The organism is Luxibacter massiliensis (assembly GCF_900604355.1).
Lineage (GTDB): Bacteria > Bacillota > Clostridia > Lachnospirales > Lachnospiraceae > Luxibacter > Luxibacter massiliensis.
Map to the genome: position 1 here is coordinate 246,529 of NZ_UWOE01000002.1, position 13,226 is coordinate 259,754.

The following is a 13,226-nucleotide window of genomic DNA, read 5'->3' on the forward strand; positions in this document are numbered from 1 at the left end:
GGGAAAATGGGCAGTATTTACAGAAGGAGAGGTGAGTATATTTGGCGTCCACACAGGTAAACCCAACCCGTATGGAGTTGACCCGACTGAAGAAGAAACGGATTACAGCCATACGAGGCCATAAATTATTAAAGGATAAGCGTGACGAACTGATGCGCCAGTATCTGGATCTGGTTCGGGAGAATATGGAAGTGCGCAGGCGGGTGGAGGAGGGGATCCTCTCTGCCAACAAGAACTTCGTCATCGCAAAAGCCGGCATGTCAGAAGCAGCGCTCAATACGGCCCTTATGGCACCTAAACAAGAAATTAACCTGGTGCCAGGGGAACAGAATGTAATGAGTGTAAATATACCGACCTTTGATTATAAGACCAGGACAGCGGATGAGAATGATATCTATTCCTATGGATTTGCATTTACATCCAGTGATTTGGATGGCGCAGTCAAATCTCTGGCGGATATTCTTCCAGATATGATGCGGCTGGCTGAGTGTGAAAAGGCATGCCAGCTGATGGCTGCAGAGATTGAGAAGACGAGAAGGCGTGTTAATGCCCTGGAGCATGTCATCATTCCTGAGACAGAAAAAAATATCAAGTATATAACCATGAAATTAGATGAAAATGAGAGAAGCACACAGATTCGTCTGATGAAAGTGAAGGATATGATGCTTGAGGAGGCCCATCATTATAAAGAGCAGGCTTAGGACTTAGATTTATAAATTTATCTATTGGGGAAATCCCTCCCACTTCCATGCCCCAGAGGCGTGAGTGGGGGGATTTTCTTTTTTTAGGCAGGACAACAGACATTTTTTTAATTATCCCGCGTATTTTGGATGCAATAATTCCAAGATACGCGCTTTTTTTATTCCCACAGGCAACGGGTTAAGCGGACAGGCCTAGATATGCAAGTATATGCTTTCCATATTTCTTTATATAAAATTTTAATATGCCATCTGAAAGAGAAAGGTTAATTGTAAAATACTACAAAAAATCATATTCAGGATTGTGCAATATATAGAAAAATTAGTTACATATATCACATATTATTGACAAAAGTAACGTTGGGTAGTAAAGTTGGCATAAAGTTACAAATGAATCATATATATTACATATGTAACAATCTAAAAAGAAAGAGGAGAAAATTATGAACACAACAGCAAGAATGAATCATATTATCCAGCCTGACGGAAAAACCTTCATTATGGCTATGGATCATGCACAGAATTTCAATACATTACCGGCCCTGGCAGATCCTAAGAAATTAGTGAGAGAGATTGCGGCAGCAGGGGCAGATGCATTTCTCTCCACTCCGGGCATGGCAGAACACCTGACAGATTCCTTCCTTGGAAAGGGGATTATTGTCAGGATAGATGGAGGAGTATCCTTTCTCGGAGATAAATCCAAACCAATGCAGATTACCCTCAATGCAGAAGACATTGTAAGGATGGGGGCGGATTCTGTGATAACAATGAGTTTTCCCGGCTCTAAGTTTGAGAACGAGGTACTGAGTAATCTCACAAGAGTATGTATGGACTGCCACAGATGGGGGGTGCCGGTACTGGCGGAGGCTCTTCCCAGGGGATTTGAGCCGGCAGATGATTCCAGGACACCAGAGAATTTGATATTTGCATGCCGCCAGAGCGTGGAGCTGGGGGCTGATTTTGTAAAAACAAATTATACAGGGGATCAGGAATCTTTTAAAACTCTTGTGGAGGCAACCTATAAACCTGTTGTAATTCTGGGCGGAGCAAAGAAGGTTCCGGTAGACCAGCTTCTTCAGGAAATCAAAGATGCCATGGAAGTGGGCGGAGCTGGAGTAGCTATGGGAAGAAATATTTGGGGAGATGAAAATCCGGTAGGATACGCTGCAGCAATTGCAAAGCTGATCCATGAGGGCTGCAGTGTTGAAGCGGCAATGAAGGAAATGAATAAAACATATACGGTATAGAAGGAGGAGAGGAAAATGTCAACATTCAAAGTAGCTGTTCTGGAGGACACGAAAAAAATTGTTTTTCATGAAGCTGAGAAGAAGGAGCCGGGCGAAAAGCAGGTTCTTGTAAAGGTAGATTCCTGCGCCATTTGTACGCTGGAGCAGAGAGTTTATAATGGCGTGATGAACCGCTATCCTTTCGCAGGAGGACATGAGGCGGCAGGGACAGTAGAAGCTGCAGGAAATAAGGTTATGGGCGTAAAGCCAGGAGATAAAGTAGCCATCCGCCTGCTGAATTCCTGCGGTGAGTGCTATTACTGTAGAAATGGACATGAAAATCAGTGTATGAAGTCCTTTATCGCCGAGACACAGGAATGCGCTATGGGGCCGGGAGGGTTGGCAGAGTACATGATGGTAAATGCTGCGGATGTGTATAAGATGGCAGACGATATTGACCTATCCCATGCAGCTTTATCTGAACCTTTGGCATGTTGTGTGCACAGTATTGAAAATGGAAAGATTGAACTTGGGGATGACGTGGTAGTAATTGGAATCGGAATCATGGGCGCCCTCCATATTCAGCTTGCTAAACTCAAAGGGGCCAGGGTGATTGCCTGTGAGGTAGATGAAAAACGTCTTGAGGTTGCAGAAAAAATGGGGGCAGATGTGCTGATTCATTCTGAAAAGACAGATGCTGTTGAGGAAGTAAGAAGACTTACTGACTTAAGAGGAGCGGACGCAGTGTTTTGTACTGTTCCGGCAGCAGCGCTGGCCAAGCAGGCAGTTGACATGACAGGTAAGCTTGGCAGGACCGTGTTCTATACATCCTTCCATCCAGATAAACCTATTGAGATAAGTCCAAATAAGGTGCATTCTTCTGAACAGATTATTACAGGTACAGTGAACCCCCAGAAGAGAGATTTTCTGATTGCGACAAAACTTCTTTCCTCCAAACTGATCGATGTATCAGAACTGATCTCCGACAAAGTTCCTCTTGCAGAGGTGGACAGGGCGTTTGAGGAGGCGATCCGCCCGGATACATACCGGATTGTCGTCCGGCCATAGCAAAAAAAGCCAGGAAAGGTCATAAAACTGGCAAAACGGCATGAATCAAGGTTGTACTTAAAGAGTGTTTCAGAGTAAAATAAATCTATCACAATAACTTAGGTGTCAGAGAGGTAGATTTATGAAAAAAGAAAACATGACAGAAGAACAGATTACAGAATACAGACGTGTGGCATTTTACTATTACAAGGGCGGACTGACACAAGAAGAAATCGCAAAAAAGATGAAGATGTCCCGCCAAAGGGTAAACAGGATCATAAAGGCCTGTGTAGAACTTGGAATTGTAAAAATCACGATTGAGAACATGGATGAGAGCAACCTTGAAATAGAGAACAGAATAGAGCAGAAATTTCAATTAAAGGAAGTCAGACTGGTAGATAATATAATCGAAGAAAACATATACTGTGAGCTTGGCGATGCGGCAGGCAGATATTTGCAGACGCTGATACAGAACAATACCATCATAGGATTTACCAGGGGGCGGGCAACGTCTGCACTGGTTGACAGTATACCGGGAAACCAGCGGAATGGAAATATTACTGTTACTCAATTGATAGGAAATACGAGTGAAGAACAAGGGAATATGGGCGTTGATGAAGTAATTTACCGGTTTGCGGAGAAATTCCATGCCAGGACATCGCGTCTGTATGCACCTGTTATCGTGAAAAATAAGGATTTAAAGACGGCCTTGACAGAGGAGCCTTATTATAAAGAAGCTTATGGCACGATCCAGAAGTGCGATATTGCCGTTGTGGGAATCGGTACGGCAAAAAGCCAGTGGAAACACATGGTTTCACTCTATGATACCAATGATGCAAAGCAGGCTGAGTGGGCGAAGAATGTTGTAGGCGAGGTATGCACACATTTCTTTGACGCAGAAGGAAAGGTCGTAATTCCTCCTTTTAGCGACAGGATTATTGCTATTTCCCTGGATGATTATATGAAAATACCGGTGAGAATCGGGGTGGCAGGTTCACTGGAAAAAAAGGACGCTATCAGGGCGGCCTTAAAAGGTGGGTATGTCAATGTGCTGATAACTGACTTACAAACTGCAAAAGAGTTGCTGTAGGTGCTGGATGCTTGGATTTTTCTAATTCACAGTTTCAATTTTCATGGCATCCGGCGGTTTGTAAGAAAGGGGGATTCCGCGTAAAAAATCGCGGGATGCGTGAAGGTTTATGGCGAATAATAATAACAATAATGGTGGCGGCTCTCTTGGTTTGGTCACATGTGTGACTATGCTTGCCGGAGGTATGATTGGGAGTGCAATTTTTTCTCTCTCTGGCCTTACAATTTATAAAGCAGGGCCGGCTGCCCTCCTGACATGGGTAATTGCAGCCGTGATTATGCTGGGATACGGATTAATTGTTGCAGAATTGTCCACGATTTTCCCTAAATCGGGCGGCGTGTTTGTGTTTCCAAGAAAGACATTTTCAAAGAATGAGAGAACTGGAAAGCTGCTCGGCTGGATTTCAGTATGGGGATATATCAATGCCAATGTGATTGCAATTGCATTTGCTGCAATTTATGTGGGAACATATCTTGGCGCGGGGTTCCCAGTATTTGCGGATAAACAGATTCCACTAGCTATAGGATCCGTGGCAATTATATTAGTTTTGAATTGTATTAAATTTTCTATTGCAGGAAAGGCAAATACTGTAATGGTACTTGTACTGGCCGTGACTATGCTGATTTACGCGGGGGTTGGACTTTGCAGCGATGCATGGGACGGGAGTACGTTGGTTCCATTTTTTACACAGGGGGTTTCAGGGGCAGGGGGATTCCTTGGGTCAGTTCCGACTGCCATGGTTGCCTATGGTTCTATTGTGGCGATGGCTTTTATGGTTTCAGAGGTAAAGAATCCGAATAAGACAGTTCCACAGTCCATTTTGATCGCAATGATTGTGGTGGTATGTCTGTTCTTAAGTGTTCTCCTGGCCACAGTTGGCCTGGTAAGTGCTGATTTTCTGAGTGAAAATCCTGGCATGAGGTATATTCCGCTTTATGCGGCGGCGTTTACAAAGTTGGCCCATATTACATGGCTTCCGAAAGTTATATCTATTTCCGCGACTCTGGCTTTATTTACGACTATGCTGGTTGTTATGGCACTGACATCCAGGGCTATGCAGGCGGCTGCCGAGGACGGCATTCTTCCTGCAAAGCTTGGAGAGAACAGCAAGGCGGGGGTTCCGGCATTTTCAGCCGTAGTAGTGGCTGCTGTCAGTGCGGTGATCTCTTGTTTCCCTGAACAGACGGAGATTATTGTAGGATTTGCGGCTCTGTTTGCATCTGTGACGATTTCTATCAACTGTATATCACTGATTGTGGCGAGAAAGACCCATGAGAGAAAACCGGGCGAGTTTAGGGCGCCGGGAGGTAATGGGCTTCCCGTTATTGCTCTGGCGCTGATTATTTGCTGCTATATCCCTGATATTATTAAAGGCGGCTGGATGATTTGGGTGTTCACGGCAGTATGGTATATTGTAGGAATCATTATCTTTAATATGAGAGTGAAGAAATAACATATACAGACAGAGAGGGAGCAGGGCATGAAATATATCGGTGAATTGAGAGAACTTAAAAATACATGTATAGCTTTTGGAACGTTTGATTCTGTGCACAGAGGACATTTAAAGGTTGCACAGACACTTGCAAGGGAGGCGGCGCGGAGAAACCTCACATCTGTGATTGTAAGTTTCAGGAAGGAAGGGGAGGTTCTTACAACAGAGCGGGAAAAAGAATTCCTTTTCCAGGATACAGGAGCGGAGATATTTGTTTCTGCAGAAAATGAGGGAGATACCACAGATGAAACTGTAAAGGAAATCCTGGCGGGAACATTGGGGGCAAAAGCGCTTGTTGTAGGTGAAAGCCACAGGGACTTAGAGGCAGTGCGGGCAGCGGCAAGCAGCTGTGGGATAGAAGTTATAACCGTAAAAAATGTAGAGGATGAAGAAGGCCTAATCACTACAGAGCGGGTCAGGGAAGCATTTGATGCTTTAGATTATGAGAAAGTGGCAGACCTGTGCGGCCATCCATACATTATGATGGGAGAGGTTGTCCATGGCAAAGCGTTGGGCAGGACAGTGGGGATGCCCACGGCCAACGTGGGTGTGCCGAACAATAAGTTAAAACCGGACAGCGGCGTATACGCCACACTTGGGCATGTGGCAGGAGGCACTTGGAAGAGTCTCACGAATATTGGGAAGAGGCCCTCTGTTGATAATAATGACCACATTACAATTGAAGCCTTTTTGCTGAACTTTAAACAGGATATTTATGGGAAACCATTCAGGCTGGAGGTACATAAATTTATTCGCGGCGTTCAGAAATTTAATAATTTAGAAGAAGTGCAGCAGCAGGTACAGAAAGATTTGCAGAAGGTGAAGAACTTTCTCGATTTCCTGGCCAAATAGTTTAAGATCAGGGAGGGGCAGTCTTGAAATGCCCCTCCTTTTCGGAAGGAGGATTTGTATATGAGACCGCAGGAATATATTAAGCAGGAGCCATATAAGCTATACATTAATGGTGAATTTGTCGTACCCGGTGAAAGGCGCACATTTGATATCATTAATCCAGTAAATAACGAACTCTTTGCCAAGGCATATAGAGCCGGTATAAAAGAAGTGGAGGAAGCTGTCCGTAGTGCAAGGGAGGCTTATGACAACGGTCCTTGGGGAAGGATGCCGGCAAAGGAAAGAAGTAAACTTCTCCTAAAAGCGGCCAGGATATTGGATAGACGTAAAGAAGAGTTTGCAGCCACGGAGACTATGGAATGTGGAAAATTGTATGCAAGCGCACTTTACTATGAGGCGGCACAGGGGGTTGATGCTTTTGAATACGCGGCGGGGAAGGCTAGGTGCCTGGAAGGAAGTTCAATGCCAATTGATAATCAAACTCTAAATATCGTGCAGTGGGAACCCGTAGGTGTTGTGGCGGAGATTCTGCCATGGAATGGGCCCTTTATGATGGGCTGCCAGAAACTTTCTATAATTTTAGCGGCAGGGAATACGGTGGTGGTAAAACCCTCTTCGTGGGCATCTTTAAGTACTTTGCTTCTGGCAGAGGTATTTGACGAGGCCGGTTTTCCGAAGGGAGTAGTGAATGTGCTGACTGGTTCTGGTTCCCTGATTGGAAATGCCCTTGTGCAAAGCCCTCTTGTAGACATGGCGGCCATGACAGGAGGGACAGATACTGGGAAGAGCATTATTACAGCTTCGGCAGATACAATTAAGGATATTGCCCTTGAATTAGGAGGGAAAAGTCCTAATATTATTTTTGACGATGTGGACATAGATGAAGCAGTAAAATGGGCAAGGTTTGCATTTACATTAAATGCCGGGCAGGTTTGTGTGTCAGGAACAAGGCTCATTTTACATAAAAATATTTATGAAGAATTTTTGGGGAGACTAAAAGCAGAATGTGAAAAATTTGTCCCGGGGGATGGGTTTGACCGCAAAACAACTTTGTCCCCACTCATACACAAAGAACATGCCAGGATAGTGTGGGAGTATATTGAAAAAGGGAAAAGGGCCGGGGCACGCCTGATCTGTGGAGGTAAGCCTTATGAAGACCAAGAACTGAGAAAAGGAAATTTTGTTCCTGTAACTGTGTTTGCAGATGTGGCTGTAGATATGGAGATTTTTCAGGAGGAGATATTTGGGCCGGTTCTGTGCGTGACACCTTTTGAGACCGAGGAAGAGGCGATTGCCCTTGCAAATGCAACCAAATTTGGACTTGCAGGGGGCGTGTTTACAAGAGATGCAAAAAGAAGTATGCGTGTTGCGAAGGGGATAAGGGGAGGGCAGATTTATGTAAACTCCTATTTCAGCAAGGCCATGGCAGAATCACCGGGAACAGGCTGGAAAGAAAGTGGGCTTGGCGTGGCAGGCATCCATAAGTATATGATTTCAAAAACAATTTTTATTGATACAGCCGAGGATAATGTACCGGCATAAGAGAGTTACTGGTGTGCACTGCATACGCGGAAAAAAATAAAGGGAATAGGGACGTAAGGAAGGAGACTTGTCAGAAACAATGGGAGAGAATGGAAACAAGCAAGGGGGACTTTCTCCGAAAGCGTGTATATTAATGGCGATAGGGGGTATGGTGGGCAGTGCAATCTTTACCCTCTCCGGCGTCACCTATGGGATGGCTGGCGCATCTGCAATCTTTACATGGATAATCGCGGGAGGGGTGCTGCTATTATATTCACTGAATGTATCGGAGCTGGCAACAACATTCCCCGAATCAGGGGGGGTTTATGTGTACCCCCATGAGGTTATCGGCAAAACAGAGAGGATGAAGGACTTTGCAGGATGGGCCGCGGCCTGGTCATGGTTAAATTCTACTGTATTTGGAACTGCCTTTGCGGCAATCTGTGTAAGTACGTATCTTAAGGAGTTTGTCCCGGCTGTAAAAAATAGTGTGGCGATGCAGAGAATAATCCCGCTGGTATGGATCTTTATTGTATGGTGGCTGAATGCAAAGAGTATAAATGCCATGGGAAAAATTCATAATAAGCTGACACTCTGTCTGGTGTTCATTTTGGGATTTTATGTAATACTGGGATTGATAAATGGGGATAATGCAAATCTACAGCCTTTTGTGGGAGGAACAATGGGGGGCATGGGTATTGCGGCAGGCGTTCCTATTGCAATGCTCTCCTATGGTTCTATTATTGCAGTGGCATCTTTTGCCGGGGAGATTCAGAATCCAAAGAAAAATATACCGAGGATTATGGCGACGGCAGTCAGCCTGACACTCTTGATGTTCAGCCTGATCCTTCTGGCCACTTTTCGTATGGCTCCGGTTCAGGATTTCCTCACCGATCCCGGGAGGCAGTATTACCCGCTGTCCTATGCACTTAGTAAGGCCTTATCAGGGAAATATGCGTGGGCTGTCTCTATTGTACCGCTGGGAGCTCTGCTTGCCCTGATGACAAATATGAGTATTCTTGTACTTGACGCCAGTAGGACGGTGAGGGCGGTCGCCAGGAGCGGGTTCCTGCCAAAAATATTTACAAAGCTCCATCCCCAGAGACAGACTCCAGTGCCGGCGCTGACACTAGTATGTGGGGTCGCGGCAGTCCTCACTTTAAAGCCAGATCTGATTCAGGTGCTGATTAACATGGGGTCTATCTGTTCTGCAGTTGCAGTTACGATTATCGCAGTGACGCTGATTGTGCTAAGGATTAAGCAAAAAAAAGGGAGTATTACGAAAAAGGGAGCTTTTTGTGTTCCTGGCGGGATGATATTTCCAGTAGCGACACTCTTGATTGTTTTGACAACGCTTGTACTCCTCTATTTTGGGGACGGAGGGGCGGCTTCTTATATTATGGCAGCAGGCTGGTATGTCATTGGCCTTATTATTTTTGGCGTAAAGTGTGTGATAAAGGATAAAGTGTCTTAGTCTGGCGCTCTGATAGAAAGAGAATAAAAACTAATAGGTAAATAAAATATAATTTCGCGCCAAAGGGTTTTTCAGTCCATGCCCTTTGGGTATAATATTTTGTTCCTTGAGTAAAGCGAAAGGAGTGGACGTAAATATGGGAAAATTAAGGGCAGTATACTACATTAACCAGTTTTATGCCGGAATCGGCGGAGAAGAGATGGCGGATGTAGGACTGAGCGTTTATGGGGAAAAAAGAGGGCCGGCCATGGGAGTGGAACCAATGTGGAAGGGGCAGATGGAGGTGGTAAAGGTTCTTGTATGTGGAGATAATTTTATAAATACAGAAGCGAAATTTGAGGAGATCCTGCCTCTAATTAAAGAAGAGATTGTGGCGGCCAGACCGGATGTGTTTGTGGCTGGACCGGCATTCAACGCAGGCCGTTATGGAGTTGCGTGCGCTAAGATGTGTGATTATGTAAAAAAGGAATTGGGTATCCCCAGTGTAACTGGAATGTGGTGGGAAAACCCTGCGGTAGGCATGTATGGAAGAGATAATTATATTATCTCTACAACAGAGACAGCAAGCGGGATGCGTAAATCTCTTCCTAAGCTGGCGGCTTTGGCATTAAAGCTGGCAAAGGGAGAAAAGATTTTAGGGGCGGGGAAAGAAGGGTATCTCCCCACTGGACACCGATACAATGAGTATCATGAAAAAACAGGGGCAAGGAGAGTGACAGATATACTTCTTGACAAACTCTATGGGCGTCCCTATCAGACAGAGGTACCTTTGCGTAAATTCGAGCAGGTTCCTCCCGCCGCAAAAGTGGAGGATCTAAGAAGTACCACAGTTGCTTTATTTACCACAGGGGGACTTGTACCAATAGGGAATCCTGATAAATTAAAACAGGCATTCTCCGTGAGTTATGGAAAATATGACATAGAAGGGATTGAGAGCCTGAAAAAAGGTATCTATGAATCTATCCATGGTGGTTATGACACCACAGATGCCAGTGATGACCCCCACAGGCTCATACCACTGGACACAATGCGCCACTTGGAGAGGGAGGGAAAGATTAGGGGGGTATCCCAGTATTTCTATACAACCTGTGGTGTTGGGACAAATGTTGAGACAAGTAAGGAGATGGGAAAAAGTATTGCGGCGGATCTGAAGAATTCCGGTGTGGGTGCTGCTATCCTTACTTCCACCTGAGGCACCTGTACCCGTTGCTGTGCAACGGTAGCAAAGGAGCTTGACCGCGCAGGGATTCCCAATGTACATATCACTGCATTTACGTCAATTGCTCTGAGCGTCGGTGCTAACCGCATCGTTTTTGGAGGGGATTTTACTGCCCCAAGTGGAAATCCGTCTCTGCCCCTGGAACGTGAAAAGGCATATAGAGGAAGAATTATTGAGAAGTGCCTGGAGGCTCTTTCACAGGACGTGGAGAAGCCTACATTGTTCACAGTAGATGATGAAAAGGAGGGGGAGCAGCCATGAAAATGGAAAAGAAGTTAAAAAGGCAGTATTTTGAAGTTAAGGATGCTGTTTTTGGGGAAAAGACAGTACTTAGGGATAGGGTACTTACTATTTCCAGGGAAGCGTTAAAAGAAGAGATCCGGCCTCTTTTAAAGGCAGTGAAAAGTGTAGGTTTTGAGATTGTAAAGCCTGGTGAGAATACCAGAATTATTCATCTATTGGATACTCTTCAGCCAATGCTGAAGGTGGAAGGAGAGGGAATCCAATATTCAGGATATTTTGGGGATCCGCATATGGTTGGAAGCGGGACCACAAATCTGCTGTCAGGTCTTGCGGTGATGGAAAGTGCGGCCCTGCCCTGGGATGAATCCAGTGCGAGTTCAGGACTTTTATATCCCAGGGATGCGATTATGGATATGACAGGACCAATTTCAGGGATGACGCCTTTTGCAAAGACGATCAATTTTGTCATACTCTATGAGCTGAATGAGGGGAAATCTTCTATTGAATATGACAGTGAAATCCGCAATATTGGAATCAGGATCTCCACGTATCTGGCCTCGGTTACAAAGGATATGGAGCCAGATTCCAGTGAAGTTTTTTCTATTGATGAGGTTAACCCAGAACTACCGGGGGTAGTCCTGGTATGGAATTCCCAAAACCAGGGCCCTTATTCCAATACATTTATTTATGGCCATCCGATAGACAATCTTGTACCGACACTTATCCATCCCAACGAAATGATGGATGGCTGTATAGTCAGTGGAAATTATGTATGGCCTGCTTTTAAAGTTCCGACCTATTTATATGTGAATAATCCTATACTTCTGGAATTATATAAAGAGCATGGAAAGACAATTAATTTCCGGGGGGTGATTTTTGGTAGAAGCCATAATCCATCCAACTGGCATAAAACAAGATGCGCCCAGTTTGCGGTGAAGGTTGCCCAGTTTCTGGAAGCAGACGGCCTGATTATGGCGTGGGAAGGCGGCGGGAATGCAGCAGTCGACGGAATGCTGACGATTCAGTGTGCTGAGAAACATAATATTAAGACATCTACGATTACATTTGAGTTTGGAGGCGTGGACGGCACAGAAGGGATTCTTCTTGTAGATGATGTACCTGAGGCGGATGCAGTCATCAGCGCTGGTTCTATAGAAAAACCTTATACGATCCCAGATGTGGAAAGGGTAGTCGGAGGCAGGACATTCCGCTTGAATAAAGAGTCCGGCGGTTTTTTCCCTCCCTCAGACAAAGCGCTGGCTTTCGAACAGACAACCCATTTTTATCTGTCAGGAAACCAGTCCGGGGCCAGTACCCTTTTTGCAGAACAGTACTAAGAATACACAGGTGGAAACACTTGTCTTTGATTGCGGTAGCCAGGAAAGAGGCTGCTTTAACAACAGCCTCCTTCCGGCTTGGCTTATAATACGCATGGCTATGGGCAGAGAGATATACCCTAAAGGGAATCCCTTAATTGGGGATCTTTAGGGTATTGCTATTTTATATTCAATTCTCTTTCCGAATTCATAAAGAAACGTTTCAGGGCGTTCTTCAATATTTTCTTATCGTCCTGCAATAGTGCGGTAAGTACCTTACAGCGGTATAAGACAGCGCTTTCTCTGGAGCTGGTGAGATTAAGTATATTGATAGATAATTCTTTGCGCAAAGCCAGTGTTGTCTGCAGCAGTTTGTTCATGATACTGTTTCCGCAGTATTTCCCAATGGTTAAATCAATCGTACTTAGTACATGTTCCATCTCTTCTCCTGTAATAGTGTCTGTATTCATGTTCAGAAGCTGCTCCCTGGCGTCCATAATGTAGGTGCGGATCTCCTCATTCATCTGGTCAAAACACTCCAGATACACTTCTGTTTCTATGAGTTCTCTGGCTGTATAAATCTCATCGAATTTATCCAGGCTCTGGTGATACATCCATAATACAGGTTCTTCGGGAATGATAGAATTATTATCGGCCACATAAGTACCGCCCCCTGGATGGATATCTACCATTCCGATTAAGGCAAGCGCCCGGATGGCCTCTCTGACACAACTGCGTGTGACTTTGAATTTTTCCGCAAAAGCTCTTTCTGTAAGGAGCTTCCCCCCTGGCTTGACTTGTCCAGAAACGATCATTTGTGCAATGCTTTCAATTACCTTATCGGAAGCGGTTGCTTTGACTGTATCATTGTTCATCTAAAATTCCCCCAAATGTTCAGTATAATACCTGTACCATAGATATTGACCGGCGGGATTTCCCATTTATCCCAACAGGATATAGTTATTTTAACGTATATATCTTCAGTTTACAAGTGCGCATACGGTTGTGCAGGCAATATCCGGCGTATAAGGGGGATTTATTTTGCTGG

11 protein-coding genes are annotated in these 13,226 nt (G+C 44.9%); 10 read left to right on the forward strand and 1 reads right to left on the reverse strand.

Annotated elements, in window-relative coordinates; translation table 11 throughout:
- The first annotated feature begins 41 nt into the window (after positions 1-41).
- From EFA47_RS19105 to EFA47_RS19150, 10 genes are all read left to right on the forward strand, one after another.
- Complete coding sequence (locus tag EFA47_RS19105; protein WP_122644768.1) at positions 42-701, forward strand: V-type ATP synthase subunit D; 660 nt, start codon at positions 42-44, stop codon at positions 699-701.
- Between the two features lie 440 nt (positions 702-1,141).
- The gene (locus EFA47_RS19110; RefSeq protein ID WP_122644769.1) at positions 1,142-1,945 is read left to right on the forward strand and encodes a class I fructose-bisphosphate aldolase; all 804 of its coding nucleotides are present in this window, start codon (positions 1,142-1,144) and stop codon (positions 1,943-1,945) included.
- Between the two features lie 15 nt (positions 1,946-1,960).
- Entirely contained in the window at positions 1,961-2,992 is a 1,032-nt protein-coding gene (locus EFA47_RS19115) for a zinc-dependent alcohol dehydrogenase (protein WP_122644770.1), read from the forward strand.
- A gap of 121 nt (positions 2,993-3,113) precedes the next feature.
- The gene (locus EFA47_RS19120) at positions 3,114-4,061 is read left to right on the forward strand and encodes a sugar-binding transcriptional regulator (protein WP_122644771.1); all 948 of its coding nucleotides are present in this window, start codon (positions 3,114-3,116) and stop codon (positions 4,059-4,061) included.
- A gap of 109 nt (positions 4,062-4,170) precedes the next feature.
- A complete protein-coding gene (locus tag EFA47_RS19125) occupies positions 4,171-5,514 on the forward strand; it encodes an APC family permease (RefSeq protein WP_122644772.1) in 1,344 nt (447 codons plus the stop codon).
- A 27-nt stretch (positions 5,515-5,541) separates the two neighbouring features.
- A complete protein-coding gene (locus EFA47_RS19130; protein WP_235853384.1) occupies positions 5,542-6,405 on the forward strand; it encodes a riboflavin kinase in 864 nt (287 codons plus the stop codon).
- Between the two features lie 60 nt (positions 6,406-6,465).
- Positions 6,466-7,947 (forward strand): aldehyde dehydrogenase family protein, encoded by a 1,482-nt coding sequence (locus tag EFA47_RS19135; RefSeq protein ID WP_122644773.1) that lies wholly within the window; start codon positions 6,466-6,468, stop codon positions 7,945-7,947.
- Positions 7,948-8,014: 67 nt separating this feature from the next.
- The gene (locus tag EFA47_RS19140) at positions 8,015-9,400 is read left to right on the forward strand and encodes an APC family permease (protein ID WP_164690072.1); all 1,386 of its coding nucleotides are present in this window, start codon (positions 8,015-8,017) and stop codon (positions 9,398-9,400) included.
- Between the two features lie 136 nt (positions 9,401-9,536).
- Complete coding sequence (locus tag EFA47_RS19145; protein WP_122644775.1) at positions 9,537-10,880, forward strand: glycine/betaine/sarcosine/D-proline family reductase selenoprotein B; 1,344 nt, start codon at positions 9,537-9,539, stop codon at positions 10,878-10,880.
- Positions 10,877-12,199 carry a glycine/sarcosine/betaine reductase component B subunit gene (locus EFA47_RS19150; RefSeq protein ID WP_122644776.1) on the forward strand — a complete coding sequence of 441 codons (1,323 nt, stop codon included), beginning with the start codon at positions 10,877-10,879 and terminating at the stop codon, positions 12,197-12,199. Before EFA47_RS19145 ends, EFA47_RS19150 begins: the two co-directional genes overlap by 4 nt.
- Before the next feature lie 158 nt (positions 12,200-12,357).
- Here EFA47_RS19150 and EFA47_RS19155 read toward each other — a convergent pair whose 3' ends face one another.
- Entirely contained in the window at positions 12,358-13,053 is a 696-nt protein-coding gene (locus tag EFA47_RS19155; protein WP_122644777.1) for a FadR/GntR family transcriptional regulator, read from the reverse strand.
- Positions 13,054-13,226: the final 173 nt, after the last annotated feature.

What these genes read in the sequence shown, in the direction of transcription:
- EFA47_RS19155 (WP_122644777.1), bottom strand. Translation starts at nt 13,053, where the DNA reads ATGAACAATGATACAGTCAAAGCAACCGCTTCCGATAAGGTAATTGAA.
- EFA47_RS19130 (WP_235853384.1), top strand. Translation starts at nt 5,542, where the DNA reads ATGAAATATATCGGTGAATTGAGAGAACTTAAAAATACATGTATAGCT.
- EFA47_RS19135 (WP_122644773.1), top strand. Translation starts at nt 6,466, where the DNA reads ATGAGACCGCAGGAATATATTAAGCAGGAGCCATATAAGCTATACATT.
- EFA47_RS19125 (WP_122644772.1), top strand. Translation starts at nt 4,171, where the DNA reads ATGGCGAATAATAATAACAATAATGGTGGCGGCTCTCTTGGTTTGGTC.
- EFA47_RS19110 (WP_122644769.1), top strand. Translation starts at nt 1,142, where the DNA reads ATGAACACAACAGCAAGAATGAATCATATTATCCAGCCTGACGGAAAA.
- EFA47_RS19150 (WP_122644776.1), top strand. Translation starts at nt 10,877, where the DNA reads ATGAAAATGGAAAAGAAGTTAAAAAGGCAGTATTTTGAAGTTAAGGAT.
- EFA47_RS19120 (WP_122644771.1), top strand. Translation starts at nt 3,114, where the DNA reads ATGAAAAAAGAAAACATGACAGAAGAACAGATTACAGAATACAGACGT.
- EFA47_RS19115 (WP_122644770.1), top strand. Translation starts at nt 1,961, where the DNA reads ATGTCAACATTCAAAGTAGCTGTTCTGGAGGACACGAAAAAAATTGTT.